Here is a 14,533-nt window from a genome sequence, read left to right on the forward strand (position 1 = left end):
ACCTCTTTATCTTTGCACAATTTTGCCTGCCGCCTGCATAAAAGTCGTTAATTCATTAAACAGCATGCGGTTGGTCATGTCAGTTGGCAGTTCAAGCAGAATCACCAAGCGCTTTTCCCGTGTCATGCTGATGCGCGCCTTCAGATTAACGTGCTCAAGCGCCTTAAAAATGTTGGGGCCTTCAAGTTCACGCGAAGCGTGATTATTAAATTCCACTTTAACTTTAGCACCATTTTTGATAATGTTAACTGCTTGCGCATAATCCGCGGCAGCTTTTAGGCCCGAAACAGCCAGCAAGTTTTCCACAGGGGCCGGATAATCGCCGAAGCGGTCAATCAGCTCATCCTTAATTTCTGCTAGTTCATCCTGTTCGGTAACTGACTTGATTTTTTTATAAAATTCGATTTTCTCTTCCTGGTCAGCAATGTAAGTATCAGGAATGTAAGCCTCAAGCCCGAGGGCAATTTCGGCATTAGACCGTTTATGCTTCTTTTTGCCTTTGCGCTGCTTAATGGCATCACTGAGCATCTGCGAATAAAGGTCGTAGCCGACACTGTCAATAAAGCCGTGCTGCTGGGCACCCAACATGTTGCCGGCCCCGCGAATTGATAAATCGCGCATGGCAATTTTAAACCCAGATCCCAACTCGGTAAAATCACGAATGGCATCCAAGCGCTTTTCACCGACTTCTGTCAAGACCTTATTCGGCTGATAAAGAAAGTAGGCGTAGGCAAGCCGGGCGCTGCGACCGATCCGGCCTCGAAGCTGGTAGAGCTGGCTCAAACCGTAATGATCGGCATTTTCAACAATCATCGTGTTAACGTTAGGCATATCAATCCCGGTCTCAATGATTGTCGTGGTCACCAGAACGTCAAACTCCCGGTTCAAAAAGCGATAAAGGATATCTTCCATTTGATTTTGGCTCATGCGCCCGTGCACACTAGCAATTCGCGCTTGAGGAATCAGTTTTTGCAGCTCTTCCACAACCTCATCAATATCGCTAATGCGGTTGTGTAAATAGAAGACTTGACCGCCGCGCTGCATCTCACGCAGACAGGCGTCCTTAATTACACTGGGAAGCTGTTCCATTACATAGGTCTGAATCGGGTAACGGTTGGCCGGCGGTGTTTCCATCACGGACAAGTCGCGCACGCCGACCATCGACATGTGCAAGGTGCGCGGAATCGGCGTTGCTGTCAGCGTCAAGACGTCAATGTTAGCCTTTAATTCCTTCAATTTTTCCTTGTGCTTGACGCCAAAACGCTGTTCCTCGTCAACAATCAGCAAACCCAGATTCTTAAACTGTACATCTTTTGACAAGAGACGGTGCGTCCCCACGACGAGGTCAATTTTCCCGGATTTAAGTCCGGCAATTATTTTCTTGGATTCGGCTGGTGTCTGAAAGCGCGAAAGCATGGCAAAATTCACTGGAAAATCTTTAAAACGATCCTGGATCGTCTCGTAATGCTGCTGAGCCAGAATCGTCGTCGGCACCAAGAAAGCGACCTGCTTATTATCTTCGATTGCCTTAAAAGCAGCCCGCAGCGCCACTTCGGTTTTACCAAAACCAACATCCCCAACAAGCAGGCGGTCCATCGGCTTGTCTTGTTCCATGTCCGCCTTGATTTCCTTAATTGACCGCAGTTGATCCGGCGTCTCAACGTAAGGAAATTCGGCTTCAAACTTGCGTTGCAAGTCGTCATCCGGCAAAAAGGCATGCCCTTTCTCAGATTCACGCTTGGCATACAAGTCAATCAAATCATCGGCAATGTCCTCAACCTTTGACTGCACTTTGCGCTTGGTTTTCGCCCACTCGCTGCCGCCCAGCTTATTAATTCGCGGCCGTTTTCCTTCTGAAGCAACATATTTCTGTACCAGGCCCAGCTGGTCAGCCGGAACAAACAGCTGGTCGCCGTGCTGGTAGGTAATAGTAATGTAGTCACGCTTAGTGCCATTACTTTCCAGTGTCTTGATGCCCTCAAAACGGCCAATGCCGTGGTTGACATGCACAACATAGTCACCGGGTTTTAATTCTGTATAATTGCGCAGGCGCTGGGCATTTTCCAGTGTCTTGATCCGCTTTTTATGTTGAACTTGCTGGTTAAACAGCTCACGTTCCGTCAAAAAGACAAGTTTAACGGTCGGCAGCACAAAACCACTAGCAAACGCACCAACAACAATTTGTGTGCGGCCCTGAAGCAAATCATCTGCTGGGACAACCGGAATATTCATGTCAAAATCGGCCATTGTCTGACTGATTTGCTGTGCCCTTTTTTCATTATCAGCCTGCAAAATTACCGTTTGCCCGGTTTTCTGGTAGGCTTCAAGCTGGGTTTTAATCAGCGGCATTTGACTGAAAAATTGGTCAGCTTCCCTTGTCTGCCAGTTAAACAGCTGACCCAAGCGAAGCCGGCCCATGCTGCGCTGAAAAAGTGAAAAATAAACGTGATGGTGCTGGTCGCGAGACCAAGTTTTAGCAAAATTGGCGCGAATTTCCTGCCCCGGCAGCATTGCACCGGTTTTCAATTCATCATCAATAAAACCGGCATTCTGCTGGTCAACAGTTTTTACCGCCTGACTAATTAAGGGCCAATCGTCTAACAGAATTACACCTTTTTTGGCAAAATAAGCAAGCAGACTTGTCGGCTCTTCCAGCAAATAATCAACCAAGAAAGAATAATTTTGCGGCAAAGTATTATCTTTTAATTGGTCCAAGACACCGGTAAAGTGGTCAGACACCGCTTTTTCCGGTGCTGGGGCATCGGCCATTGCTGCCGTAATCTTATCTGCTGCCCGCTGAAAAGCGGCCGGCACAAACACCCGGTCTAATGCCGGCGTAATCGTTACTTGCACAACTTCCTTTTTACTGCGCTGGGTAGACAAGTCAAATTCCTTGATAGTATCAATTTCGTCACCAAAAAATTCAATTCGCACCGGGAATTCCCGATCCAACGGATAAACATCCAGAATATCACCACGCAAAGCAAATTCGCCGGGTTTGGCGACCAAATTCTGCCGCTGATAACCAACAGAAACAAGAAATGCGGTTAATTCCTGCAAATCATATTCATTACCCGGAAGCAGTTCACGTTGGGCCTGAGCAAATTCCGCCGGTAAGGATAATTTATACTGCAGTGCCTGCGGTGTCACTACAACAATGCCCGGTTTTCCCGAAAGTAAAAAATTCAGGGCCTGAACCCGGCTGCTCAGTTCATCGGGGGAGCTAACTGCGGTTTGTGTGGCGATCGTCGCATCCACCGGAAACGACTGTACCTGGTCATCTGCCATAATACCGCTTAGTGCACCAGTTAATTTTTGGGCTTTATTTTCATTTTCTTCAACCAAAAGTACCGGCACCTGGAGCTGCGTGACCATTTGCTTTAACAGCAGACTAAAAGCACCGGCATTGGCGCCAGTGATCAGTGAATTTTTTACTTGTTCAGTTTTGCCAATAAAATTGCGCAGCTCTTTATCTTGCGCAACGATTTCTGTTAATTGCATGCTAATTATACTTATTCATCAGGTATTGGCAGCTTTTACCAGCAATAAAATCGGCAATGATCTCACCACTGGTGGCAAAAGCCGCATCCATCAACTTCTGTTGCTCATCGTTAAACGGTGTCAAAACCCATGAAACCACCGTCGCCTTTTCCGGATGGCGAATACCGATCTTCAGCCGATTGAACTTGTCTGTTCCCAGGTCACGGATGATGCTTTTTATCCCGTTGTGCCCACCGGACTTGCCGCCGGCACGAAGCCGGATCTTACCAATCGGCATGTCCATATCATCATGAATAATCATAATGTCTTCCGGCTTAACTTTGAAAAAATTAGCTACTTGGGCAACTGAGCGGCCCGAATCATTCATAAAAGTCTGCGGTTCAAGAAAGATGGCATCTTCACCTGCAACCTTTTGCTTGGTCCACAAGCCTTCAAACTTGTCCTTGTCTAGGGCTAAATTATTTTTGCGCAAATAATTATCCAACGCCATAAATCCGGTATTGTGCTTAGTTTGATCATATTTCTTCCCGGGGTTGCCTAACCCTGCAATAATTTTCATTTCTATTCCCCTCATACATTATCTTATTAATGATAGCACAACCGCTAACTAAAATAGTGCGCAAAAATCAGGTATAGATAATTCAAAAGATGATTTTAATGTTTATTTAATTTCTACTATTTCTATGATATAATTACAAAGAATATTTTGGAATGGAGGCAAGCGCATGCTTATCAAATCTTCAGTTATTAAAAAAGATTACTTAACAACAGTTAATGAACACGTGACTCTTGAGGAAGCCCTGAAAATCCTTGAAGATTCCGGTTTTAGGTGTGTGCCGATTTTAGATGATACCGGAACAATCTTTCGGGGCAACATCTACAAGATGCACATCTACCGCCACAAATCCCAGGGCGGCGATATGAGTCTGCCAGTTACTTATCTACTTAAAAACGCAACTAAGACAATCAAGGTTAATTCACCGTTTTTCAAGGTTTTCTTTACCATCAAAGATTTACCTTATATCGCTGTGCTAGACGAAGACAATAAGTTTTACGGTATCTTAACCCACTCCAAACTGTTAGACATGCTGTCTGATGCTTGGAATGTCAAAAATGGTTCCTATGTTTTGACCGTCTTGACAGATGACTCGCGGGGCAATTTAGTTAAAATGTCCAAAATCATCACTAAATACTGTAACATCGCAGGAACAATGACTTTGGATGCTTCGGCTGGTCAATTAGGCGGCAATTTTGTCCGCAGAATTTTGTTTACCTTACCTGCTGGTGTCAGCGAAGAAACATTGAAGGAGATCGTCAGCAAGTTGGACCACAAGGGGTATGTGGTTTCCGAGATCGAAGACCTGCAAGCAGGAATGACCTTGATGAGCGACGAAAATCCGGGCGTTTACATTAATCAAGAGAAGAAATAAATATTTTTTAAGCAAAAAACTTTTCCAAGAGAACGGAAAAGTTTTTTTATGCCTAAAATTATTCATTATCATAGACGCGCGGCAAGCGGTCATTGAGCATGCAGGCCACCTCGTAGTGAATTGTGTCCAAATAGTCAGCGGCCGCTTTAATGTTATTGGGTTCTGCCGGGTCATTAGAAATCAGAACAACCTTGGTCCCGACTGGCATGGTCTGCGGCAAACGCACCATGAACTGGTCCATGCACACCCGCCCGACAATTGGGCAGTAACTATCGCCCACTTTTACCTTAAAACCCTGAAACTTGCGCAGCCAGCCATCGGCGTAACCTACCGGCACGGTGCCAATAACTTGGTCGCCATCGGCCACGTAAGTCGAGCCATAGCCGACACCGTCGCCCTGATGAATAATTTTAACATGTGTCAATTCGCTGACTAATGACAGCGCTGGCCGTAATTTTAGGGCAGCGTGCAAATCTGGACTGGCCGGATTAGAAGATGGATTCAAGCCATAGATACCAATGCCGAAACGAACGATATCACTCGGGACATTTTTGTCAAAAACGCTTGCGGCAGTATTATCCACATGGATCCACTTCGGCTTAATTGTCAGCAGTTCTTTCATATGGTTAAAACGTGCAACCTGCTTTTGGAAATACCGCTCATCACTGCTGTCGGCCGAGGCAAAATGAGTAAACATGCCTTCGATAAAGAAAGATTTGTTGGCCGTTAAAAATTTGTTAGCCGCAACAAATTCGTCATCTTCACTAAAACCAATTCGACCCATTCCGGAATCAATTGCTAAATGAATCTTCAGCTGCAGCTGTTCTTCTTGCAAAAACTGTTCAGCCTGCTTTAGCCAAGCAAGATTAGGTACGGCTAGCGAAACATCATGGACTGCCGCTAGCGGTGCATCTTCCGCAGGTGTAACGCCTAAAACTAAAATCGGCTTAACAATTCCTGCCTGCCGCAACTCCAACGCCTCATCAAGAAGCGCCACACAAAAGCCATCTGCGCCAGCTTTAAGGGCGGTTTTGGCCACTGGAATCGCACCATGACCATATGCATTAGCCTTGACCACCGCAAATAATTTCTGCTTAGGCTTCAACCGTTTAACTTCTTCTGCAACATTTTCTCTAATTGCGCTCAAATCGACCCGAACAACTGCGGGCCGGTGCCTGCCTGGAACCATTATTCTTCCTCCAAAACTACCAATGTAACAATTTCGTGATTATCGTGCGAAATGCTGGGAAAAATCTTGCCGGAAAACTTGGTCGACGTCATCACCGGATGTCCAACATCATTCCACAGTGTTTCCACATCCTGCAGACCGACCTCTTTGCCCAAGCCTGTTCCCATTGCCTTCGAAAAGGATTCCTTGAGTGAAAAGCGTCCGCCCAAATATTCCACCTTGCGTTTGCCCTGCATTTTTTTGTACTGGGCAAATTCATTTGGTGTCAAAACTTTCTTGGCAAAAGAATCGCCGCGAGCAACAATTTTTTTGACCCGAGCAACTTCCACGACATCAATTCCTACACCTTTAATCATTTTTCTACCTCATACAAAAAATAATTATAATCTAAAAAATGAGTTGTAAATTAAAACAACTCATTTTTATAAGAAAGATTAATCTTTTTTGTTTTTAATCACAAATTTGTGACCACCGCCATTGCCGCGCCGACCATGGCCATAACGATTACCACTATCACGGCGACCGCTGCGATAATTTCCACGGCCACGGCTGCCATTCCGACTGCTGCGACCGCGATATCCGCCATGACCGCCACTGCGGCGGCCGTTACCCTTATACGGCAACGGTTTTTCCGAACTGATCTTAACCTCCACATCAGAAGAATCCTTAGCCAGATTTTTCAAAAAGGCGGAAACTAGATCAAGGGCTGAATAATTTTCCAGCAAGTCATTAGCATCCTTGGTGTACTTGGTCAAGTCATCCTTCATCAGGTCTTCAATCTTAGACTTAGCCAGTTTCAGCTGACCATGAAGTGCCTCATCATCAGTTGGCGGAAGGAGCGGTGTCATCTTTTTCTTGGTTAACTGCTCAATTGTGCGCATGTAGCCAATTTCATTCGGAGTGACAAAAGTTACCGAAATTCCGTTTTGACCAGCACGCCCCGTACGGCCAATCCGGTGAACATATGAATCCGGATCCTGCGGGATATCGTAGTTATAAACATGGGTTACACCCGAAATATCTAGGCCCCGAGCAGCAACATCAGTTGCCACCAAAATATCCAGTTTACCAGCACGGAATCGTTTCAAAACACTCATTCGCCGGTCCTGTGACAAGTCACCATGAATTCCGGCTGAATTGTAGCCGCGTGCCTGCAAGCCGCGGTTGACTTCGTCGACGCGGCGCTTAGTTCGGACAAAAACTAGCGCCAGATCTGGCCCTTCAACATCAATCAGGCGACACATAATATCAAATTTTTCCGAATCCTTGGCCCGAACAAAATACTGGTCAATCAGATCCGCGGTCAATTCTTTGGCCTTAATCCGGACAATCTCCGGATCATGCATAAACTTTTCGCTGATGCGCAAGATCGGTTGCGGCATGGTTGCACTGAAGAGCAGGGTCTGCTTGCGGTTTTTCACATAGCCCAAAATGCTTTCAATATCCTTGATAAAGCCCATGTCCAGCATTTCATCAGCTTCGTCCAAAACTATTGTATTAACGTTCTCAAGATTGATCGTCTTGCGCTTAAGGTGATCAAGCAGGCGTCCGGGGGTGCCAACTAAAATGGCCGGTACATGGTGTTTAAGCGAGCGAATCTGCCGACCAATATCGGCACCACCGTAAACAACCTGTACCCGGGCCTTTTCATCACGGCCTAGGCGGAAAAGTTCCTCTTGGGTTTGAATCGCCAATTCACGCGTCGGTTCAAGTATCAAAGCTTGAATCGTCTTGCTGTGTTTATCCAGGTTTTGTAAAATCGGCAGCGAAAAAGCAGCTGTTTTACCAGTACCCGTTTGTGCCTGGCCGATCACATCCTTACCGGCTAAAGCAAGAGGAATTGTCTGTTCCTGGATCGGCGTTGCTTCCTCAAAGCCCGATCGTTTAATTGCTTTTAACAGCTCATCATTTAATCCTAATTCCGAAAATTTCACCAAATTCTCCTATCTAAGCCGCTCAACTACTTGTTCCAGGTGCATCCCGTGTGAGCCCTTTAAAACCACGATGTCGTCCGGCTTAATATCATTCTTTAAATCATCAATCATGCGTTGCATGTGATCTTGTCCGTAATAATGCAATTGTGCAGGGGCATATTTACCCTGTAAAGCATCATATAAATTCTTCATTTGCGTTCCCAGCAAATAAACTTCGTTAATCACCTGGGGATCAAGGCAATCAGTCAGGCCCGCATGTAAACTTGCCGACCGTTCGCCTAGTTCAAGCATATCGCCCAAAACAGCAATTCGACGACCGCCAGCTGGCACCCGAATTTGCCCAAAACTGGTAATAACGGCGCGTACAGCAGTGGGGTTGGAGTTATAAACATCACTCATGATATCTTCACCCACATCGCCTTTTTCCCATTCCATTCTGTTGGCCGTAGGAGCAAAATCGGCCAGAGCATTGGCAATTTCTTCATCAGTTTCCCCGAAATAACGGCCAACTGATAATGCTGCCATCGCATTAGAAACGTTGTGCTTGCCAATCATCGGAATCATAAATTTCTGCTTTGAGCCGTTTATCCAGAAGCTGGCATGGTGCTTATAACTGCGAAATTTTGTGGCGTAAACAGTGTCACTTTCACTAAAACCAAAAGTTGCCTGATCCTGTTCAAGCTTTGCTGCCCGTTCTCTTAAAAGCGGCTCGTCACCGTTATAAATCAATTCGCCGTCTTCTTGCAAGAAATCCGTAATTTCCATTTTTGCATCTGCAATATGCGCCCGGCTGCCCAAAAACTCAATATGTGCTTCACCAATCATGGTGATCACAGTCACATCAGGATGCGTTAACTCACTCAAATGGTGGAGTTGGCCCGCATGATCCATCCCCATTTCCAAAACCAAGATTTCCGTATTGGGTTTCATTTCCAAAATTGTCAGCGGCACACCAATCTCATTATTAAAATTGGCTTCGGTCTTATGAACATTGAAGCGTTTGGTTAAGACGGCCGCCGTCATGTCCTTGGTTGTCGTCTTGCCGTTTGAGCCGGTAATGCCGACAACCGTTGGATTTACCTTGCCCAAATAATATTTGGCTAAAGCCTGCATTGCCATTAGCGGATCGTCAACTTCAATCACCGCAATTTTTTCAGGTTTATTTGGGTGCCCCTTCTCCCATAAAGTGGCGGCAGCACCATTATTAATTGCACTAACAATAAAATCATGCCCATCTCTTTCACCTTTTAAAGGTATAAAGAGGCCGCCTTCTTTAATTTTTCTAGAGTCAAAGGCAACAGAAGTAATAATTGTTTCACTGTTACCCGAACAAGTTGCACCAAGTGCCTTGGCAATTTCTGCCAGTTGCATTTTCATTTATATCTACTCCTAAAATACAAATTCATAATACAGCAGTAATTATACTTGCTTTTACTACCTGCGACAAAGTAATCGCTTGTTGCGAAAAAAAGCAGCCCCAATGGGACTGCTTCCACCAGATCAAAGGTATTACTTGTTGTTCATGCCATATTTCTTGTTGAATCTCTCGATCCGGCCATCTGCTTGAGCAAACTTCTGTTTGCCAGTATAGAATGGGTGGGAATCTGAAGAAATTTCAACCCGAATTAATGGGTAAGTCTTACCTTCATAATCTACTGTTTCCTTTGCTGTCAAAGTTGAACCAGCTAAGAATTTAGCACCTGTAGCCGAGTCCATAAAGACAACTTGTTGGTAATCTGGATGTATACCTTGTTTCATATTATTACTCCTTTGCCATAACCGTCTTTCAGGTTATAGATTAACCGATTAACGTTTATTACTCTACCATCTTCAAGCAATCTTTTCAAGTCTTTTTGACCAAGCTAATCATCATACTTAGCAGCTAAGTCAGGTAAATGCTTGTGGTTCTCCGAAATTAATTTGAGATTCTTATTACTGGCCTGCCAGCGATTTTGAAATTTCAATTTCTTGTCATTATCAGTCACCAGTTCAATTTTCATAACACCAAAAACACTGAGCGCTTTTTTAGCAGTAACTTGTTTGATGCTTTCTTTCGGAATAAACAAGTTTTTCCCCGAAAAACCACTCATTAAATTCAAGCCCAAAAGTAAGATACCATCATCTTTAAAGCACATAATAAACCACTTAGCCGTTAATGAAGCTAACCCACCGACTATCGGGCCGCCGAAAAAATTACCGGCCACTGTCCGCTTAATGGGTGAGCCCTGCTGAACGATCACAAAATCATCTTCCGCAACGGGAAAACCCATCCGCTTTTCATAGGACATGATTTTTTCATCGGAATATGCACCCTTAGGCTTTTCCGCTTCTAAGTTATATTTCGTCTCAAGGTCTTGCCTGCTTGTTTCTTCTGAACTCGTTTCGCTCATCATCATATTTCCTTATCTTGTTATTAATATTAGTCATAAGTATACATTAATTATACTCCTGATAAAGAATAAAATTATATCAAATATTATTTAATTTGCTCAACTTCTTTTTTGTACGGAATGGATGGCTGCGCACCATAGCTCTGAACGGTCAGTGATGAAGCCTTGTTGGCAAAGTTAATTGCTGCCTTCAAGTTAGAAAAATCCGGTTTGAGTTGACTGACCATGGCCCCGATAAAAGTATCACCGGCAGCAGTTGTATCAACTGCTTTAACCTTGTATGCCGGCACCAATGCAGATTGCCCCGCGAAATCATAAAAAGCTCCTTTGGCCCCAATCGTGATAATCACAGCTGAAACACCCAAGGCATGCAGTTTATCTGCCGCTTGTTTAGCACTGGCTAAATCTGTAACGTGCACCCCGGTGATCGTTTCGGCTTCGGTTTCATTAGGTGTGATCATGTCGGTCACTTCCAGCAATTCCTGCGGAATTTCTTTAATTGCGGGAGCTGGATTTAAAATGGTTTTTATTCCCTTCTCATGGGCAATCTGAAAACCCCTGAGCGTTGCCGCAAGCGGTGTTTCAAACTGAGCAAGCACAAAATCACTACTATTTATTAAGTCGGCATTCTGTGCAACATCATCAACCGTAAAATCGTAATTGGCGCCAGAATAAAGCGTGATCGAATTTTGCCCCACATCATCAACCGTGATAAAGGCTTGACCCGTTGATTCATCTTTGATTGTCTGAATACCGGAAATATTAATTCCTTCATCTTTAAGTAAGTTCAGCATCTGTTTGCCCGGCAAGTCGTTGCCGACCGCCCCGATAAAATTCGTCCGGGTTCCGCAGCGAGCAGCAGCCATCGCTTGATTGGCGCCTTTGCCCCCAGCAGCCGAATAATGCTCTTTGGCATGAATCGTTTCACCCGGCCTAACCATCCGTTCAACCCGTAAGTTGGTGTCAAGATTGATGCTTCCAATAATTGTCACAGTGTTCATGATGTTGCTCCTTTAACTCTTTTATTTCTAGTGTAATTATCGCATCTTTAAATAGTAATTTAAACTTGAAAACTAGAAATTACGCAAAAAGAGTGTAATTTTCCTAGGCGAAAGTTAAATATTTTATTTCCCAGTCCACCTACTTTTTGAATCATAACCAACTGTCATACAACTATTTTCCAATAATTGCCATACTGTGACTTACACCTAATCTTGTGGCTCCGGCGTTAATCATCTCTTGTGCTTCGCTAGCTGTGTGTATACCACCTGAAGCTTTAACCTGTGTATGCGTCCCCTTAACTGCGTCATACATTAACTCCACGCCATGAACGGTTGCACCTTCTGTTGAAAACCCTGTTGAACTTTTAACAAAATCTGCACCGGTTTTGGCAACAATCTTAGAAGCTTTTGTGATCTCATTATCTGTTAATAAACATGTCTCAATTATAACTTTAACAATTTTATTCGAAGCGTGTCCCACATTAACTACAGCCTGAATATCTTCTTCAACTTTGTCGTAGTGACCTGATTTCATTTCACCAATATTCATGACCATATCTATTTCATTTACACCATTTGCAATAGCATCCTCAGCTTCTAAAGTTTTTATTCTAGTAGTATTGGCACCCAACGGGAATCCTATTACACAAGCTGTAGAAATTTTTGTGCCCTTTAATGCCTCGCTTACTTTCTTCACCCAATATGGGTTTATCATAACGGCATGAAAATGATTATCAACAGCTTGCTGTATCACTTCATCAACTTGTTTTTCGGTAGCATCTGGTATTAATAATGTGTGATCTATATATTTACTTAGTTCCATAATAAACTCCAAAAATATTTATTTTTATCTTTTCTTCAATTTTGCCATTGTATTTCCGACAATATTAGGCATCATTTCAAAGCCCTAAAATGATTACCACATAACACCTCCACTGAAAGTTTTTACTAAATTTGCTACTAATATTTACTTAAAATAAAAGGATTCTTGAGAAAAACTCAGAAATCCTTTTTTCTTTTTTAGTTGCAGAAACAACTAATTCAATAATCAGAATATTTTTACTATCAAGTAAATTGCAAACCCATAATAAAAATTCAAAACAAATGAAATAGATTAGTTTTATTTAATCCATGACTTGATCTTCTCTATGGTCCCTGTATAATCAACTTTACTAAAATCAGAAACATTTAAAAATATCGTTTTTCCAAGTTTGAAATGAGCATAATCACGTTTTTGGTTGAATGCTTCAAATTCTTCTTTTGGTCTCTGAATATCAACTTTAGTCCTATCTTCTACAACGTCACCTTTATGATAATGATTCATAAGATATCCTAAATGACGTTCAGGATCTAAATCACGTTTCTTTTGACGTTCATACAAAATATTAAGATCAGCTCTTAAAGTAATAGTGATTATTTGAAAATTGTATTTTTCAGCTAATTTTTCTAAAGTATCATGTTGACGATAAGAAAAAGGATAATCACAAATAATTGATTTGCCCTGTTCCATCAAACTTTCGATACTCTTATAAAAAAGTTTATAGGCTTTCTCATCAAGTTCATTTTTTTCAGACTGATTATTAAACCCATACTCATCATACATACTTTCTTTAAAAACATCTATTGATGTTTCGTTAAAGCCAGGAATCTCTTTTCTAATCAAATTATCAAAATATGTCTTTCCCGTCCCAGGGCTGCCAGCGAGAAGTAGCAGGGTTCTTTTCAATGAAAACACCCTCTATTACTTATTCATAAATAATTCAATCTTATGTTTGATAATTTTATTAACTTCATCATTACACGGAATAATATTATTCCTCAAAGAATTATTAACTTCCGTTTCACCAAACATTTCTTTAGCCTTTTTAGTCCATGCTACCAAAATCTCAGTACCTACATTAAATTTTCTAATACCATTTTCAGTTAATCTATGATAATCTTCTTCTTTAACACCAGTACCACCATGAATAACCATTGGTCTATTCAGCTTTTTATGTAATTCTTCGATTAACGGAAAGTTCAACTTAGTCTTAGACTGAAATTGACCATGATGAGTACCTACACCAACAGCTAACGCATCTACATCACATTCTTGTAAGAATTTAACAGCATCTTCTGGACGAGTATAATTTCCTTCTTTAACAGTAAATCCTTCTTCTGTACCACCAATGGTACCAATCTCGCCTTCCACAGACACTCCACGTGCATGAGCAAAGTCAACAACTCTCTTAGTCTTTTCAATATTTTCTTTAAATGAAAGTAGTGAACCATCAAACATTACCGAACTATAGCCAGCTGCAATTGCATCTTCAATATCCTTAATATCACGTGCATGGTCGAGGTGAAGAACTACGTCAACAGCTTCATTAGTTGCCATACTCTTACATACCGCAACAAAATTAGACATACCCACGTAGCGTGCAGTAGCGACAGATGTTTGAATAACTACTGGCGCTCCTTCTTCATGAGCAGCCTCAATCATTGCTGGCACCATTTCTAAATTATGAGCATTGAATGCACCTACAGTGAAGTTATTATCTTCCGCATCTTTCAATACTTCTTTTAAAGTTTTATAAGCCATTTTTTCTCCTAGAGAGTTTTCTCTCAAAAATAAATTTAATTCTAAAATTATTAAGATCAGAACTATTTGGATCTCATGATTTTCTTTGACAAAGCTGTAAGGCTATCACTCTTGTTAAGCCATTTTTGAATCTCATCATTATCTTTGGCATATGAAGCTTGCTTGCGTTTTTCGTCATACAATGTAAGCAAACCATCGAAGGCTGGACCAAAATCTTCATTGCACTTAAGACTAGTCTCATATGCATTAATTGCTTCATCAATATTGCCAATCCTTTGATAATCCTTGCCTAACTGAGTTAATACCTCCGCTTTCTTTTTACTAAAATCGTCTGATTCTGAATCAGCATTTTTTTCACTTTTAATTTGATCGTTTAATTGCTTTATTTCTGATTCTATCTTTGATTTTTCTTCTTCTGATAATTTAGTCGCTGGATTTGCAGATCCTTTATTATTTGAATCCGGATCCTTTGTAGACTTGAATAATTTTGACCAAAAAGACATATTA

Annotated in this window: 14 protein-coding genes; 1 reads left to right on the plus strand and 13 read right to left on the minus strand. The window is 42.3% G+C overall.

Annotated features, from left to right (window positions below; all coding sequences use genetic code 11):
- Positions 1-6: 6 nt before the first annotated feature.
- Both mfd and pth read right to left on the minus strand, forming a co-directional pair.
- Positions 7-3,501: a transcription-repair coupling factor gene (mfd, locus tag PT285_RS08725; protein ID WP_277149734.1), complete on the minus strand. Its 3,495-nt coding sequence runs from the start codon at positions 3,499-3,501 to the stop codon at positions 7-9.
- Between the two features lies 1 nt (position 3,502).
- Positions 3,503-4,060 carry an aminoacyl-tRNA hydrolase gene (pth, locus tag PT285_RS08730; protein WP_277149736.1) on the minus strand — a complete coding sequence of 186 codons (558 nt, stop codon included), beginning with the start codon at positions 4,058-4,060 and terminating at the stop codon, positions 3,503-3,505.
- A gap of 166 nt (positions 4,061-4,226) precedes the next feature.
- On the opposite strand from pth, the gene cbpA reads away from it, so the two are divergent.
- Entirely contained in the window at positions 4,227-4,931 is a 705-nt protein-coding gene (gene cbpA / locus PT285_RS08735) for a cyclic di-AMP binding protein CbpA (RefSeq protein WP_277149738.1), read from the plus strand.
- Positions 4,932-4,989: 58 nt separating this feature from the next.
- On the opposite strand, the gene alr is transcribed toward cbpA, so the two are convergent.
- The 11 genes from alr to PT285_RS08790 form a co-directional block, all read right to left on the minus strand.
- Complete coding sequence (alr, locus tag PT285_RS08740) at positions 4,990-6,120, minus strand: alanine racemase (RefSeq protein ID WP_277149740.1); 1,131 nt, start codon at positions 6,118-6,120, stop codon at positions 4,990-4,992.
- A complete protein-coding gene (gene acpS, locus PT285_RS08745) occupies positions 6,120-6,476 on the minus strand; it encodes a holo-ACP synthase (RefSeq protein ID WP_277149742.1) in 357 nt (118 codons plus the stop codon). The genes alr and acpS overlap by 1 nt, the downstream gene beginning before the upstream one ends.
- A 78-nt stretch (positions 6,477-6,554) precedes the next feature.
- The gene (locus PT285_RS08750; protein WP_277149743.1) at positions 6,555-8,054 is read right to left on the minus strand and encodes a DEAD/DEAH box helicase; all 1,500 of its coding nucleotides are present in this window, start codon (positions 8,052-8,054) and stop codon (positions 6,555-6,557) included.
- A 9-nt stretch (positions 8,055-8,063) separates the two neighbouring features.
- Positions 8,064-9,431, minus strand: a complete 1,368-nt coding sequence (murF, locus tag PT285_RS08755; RefSeq protein ID WP_277149745.1) for a UDP-N-acetylmuramoyl-tripeptide--D-alanyl-D-alanine ligase — start codon at positions 9,429-9,431, stop codon at positions 8,064-8,066.
- 132 nt (positions 9,432-9,563) lie between these two features.
- Entirely contained in the window at positions 9,564-9,812 is a 249-nt protein-coding gene (locus tag PT285_RS08760) for a type B 50S ribosomal protein L31 (protein WP_277149746.1), read from the minus strand.
- A gap of 104 nt (positions 9,813-9,916) precedes the next feature.
- Positions 9,917-10,450: a hypothetical protein gene (locus tag PT285_RS08765; protein ID WP_277149748.1), complete on the minus strand. Its 534-nt coding sequence runs from the start codon at positions 10,448-10,450 to the stop codon at positions 9,917-9,919.
- A gap of 80 nt (positions 10,451-10,530) precedes the next feature.
- Positions 10,531-11,445, minus strand: a complete 915-nt coding sequence (gene rbsK, locus PT285_RS08770; RefSeq protein ID WP_277149750.1) for a ribokinase — start codon at positions 11,443-11,445, stop codon at positions 10,531-10,533.
- 172 nt (positions 11,446-11,617) lie between these two features.
- A complete protein-coding gene (gene deoC, locus PT285_RS08775; protein WP_277149752.1) occupies positions 11,618-12,268 on the minus strand; it encodes a deoxyribose-phosphate aldolase in 651 nt (216 codons plus the stop codon).
- 297 nt (positions 12,269-12,565) lie between these two features.
- A complete protein-coding gene (locus PT285_RS08780; RefSeq protein ID WP_277149753.1) occupies positions 12,566-13,171 on the minus strand; it encodes an AAA family ATPase in 606 nt (201 codons plus the stop codon).
- A 15-nt stretch (positions 13,172-13,186) separates the two neighbouring features.
- A complete protein-coding gene (locus PT285_RS08785) occupies positions 13,187-14,026 on the minus strand; it encodes a class II fructose-bisphosphate aldolase (RefSeq protein ID WP_277149754.1) in 840 nt (279 codons plus the stop codon).
- Between the two features lie 62 nt (positions 14,027-14,088).
- Entirely contained in the window at positions 14,089-14,529 is a 441-nt protein-coding gene (locus tag PT285_RS08790) for a tetratricopeptide repeat protein (RefSeq protein ID WP_277149756.1), read from the minus strand.
- Between the last annotated feature and the right edge of the window lie 4 nt (positions 14,530-14,533).

This window comes from Lactobacillus sp. ESL0791, from assembly GCF_029433255.1.
Taxonomy (GTDB): Bacteria; Bacillota; Bacilli; order Lactobacillales; family Lactobacillaceae; genus Lactobacillus.

Excerpts from the sequence above, each read along its gene's own strand:
- PT285_RS08790 (WP_277149756.1), bottom strand. The coding sequence starts at position 14,529 with ATGTCTTTTTGGTCAAAATTATTCAAGTCTACAAAGGATCCGGATTCA.
- mfd (WP_277149734.1), bottom strand. The coding sequence starts at position 3,501 with ATGCAATTAACAGAAATCGTTGCGCAAGATAAAGAGCTGCGCAATTTT.
- cbpA (WP_277149738.1), top strand. The coding sequence starts at position 4,227 with ATGCTTATCAAATCTTCAGTTATTAAAAAAGATTACTTAACAACAGTT.
- deoC (WP_277149752.1), bottom strand. The coding sequence starts at position 12,268 with ATGGAACTAAGTAAATATATAGATCACACATTATTAATACCAGATGCT.
- PT285_RS08760 (WP_277149746.1), bottom strand. The coding sequence starts at position 9,812 with ATGAAACAAGGTATACATCCAGATTACCAACAAGTTGTCTTTATGGAC.
- alr (WP_277149740.1), bottom strand. The coding sequence starts at position 6,120 with ATGGTTCCAGGCAGGCACCGGCCCGCAGTTGTTCGGGTCGATTTGAGC.
- acpS (WP_277149742.1), bottom strand. The coding sequence starts at position 6,476 with ATGATTAAAGGTGTAGGAATTGATGTCGTGGAAGTTGCTCGGGTCAAA.
- PT285_RS08765 (WP_277149748.1), bottom strand. The coding sequence starts at position 10,450 with ATGATGATGAGCGAAACGAGTTCAGAAGAAACAAGCAGGCAAGACCTT.
- rbsK (WP_277149750.1), bottom strand. The coding sequence starts at position 11,445 with ATGAACACTGTGACAATTATTGGAAGCATCAATCTTGACACCAACTTA.
- pth (WP_277149736.1), bottom strand. The coding sequence starts at position 4,060 with ATGAAAATTATTGCAGGGTTAGGCAACCCCGGGAAGAAATATGATCAA.
- murF (WP_277149745.1), bottom strand. The coding sequence starts at position 9,431 with ATGAAAATGCAACTGGCAGAAATTGCCAAGGCACTTGGTGCAACTTGT.
- PT285_RS08785 (WP_277149754.1), bottom strand. The coding sequence starts at position 14,026 with ATGGCTTATAAAACTTTAAAAGAAGTATTGAAAGATGCGGAAGATAAT.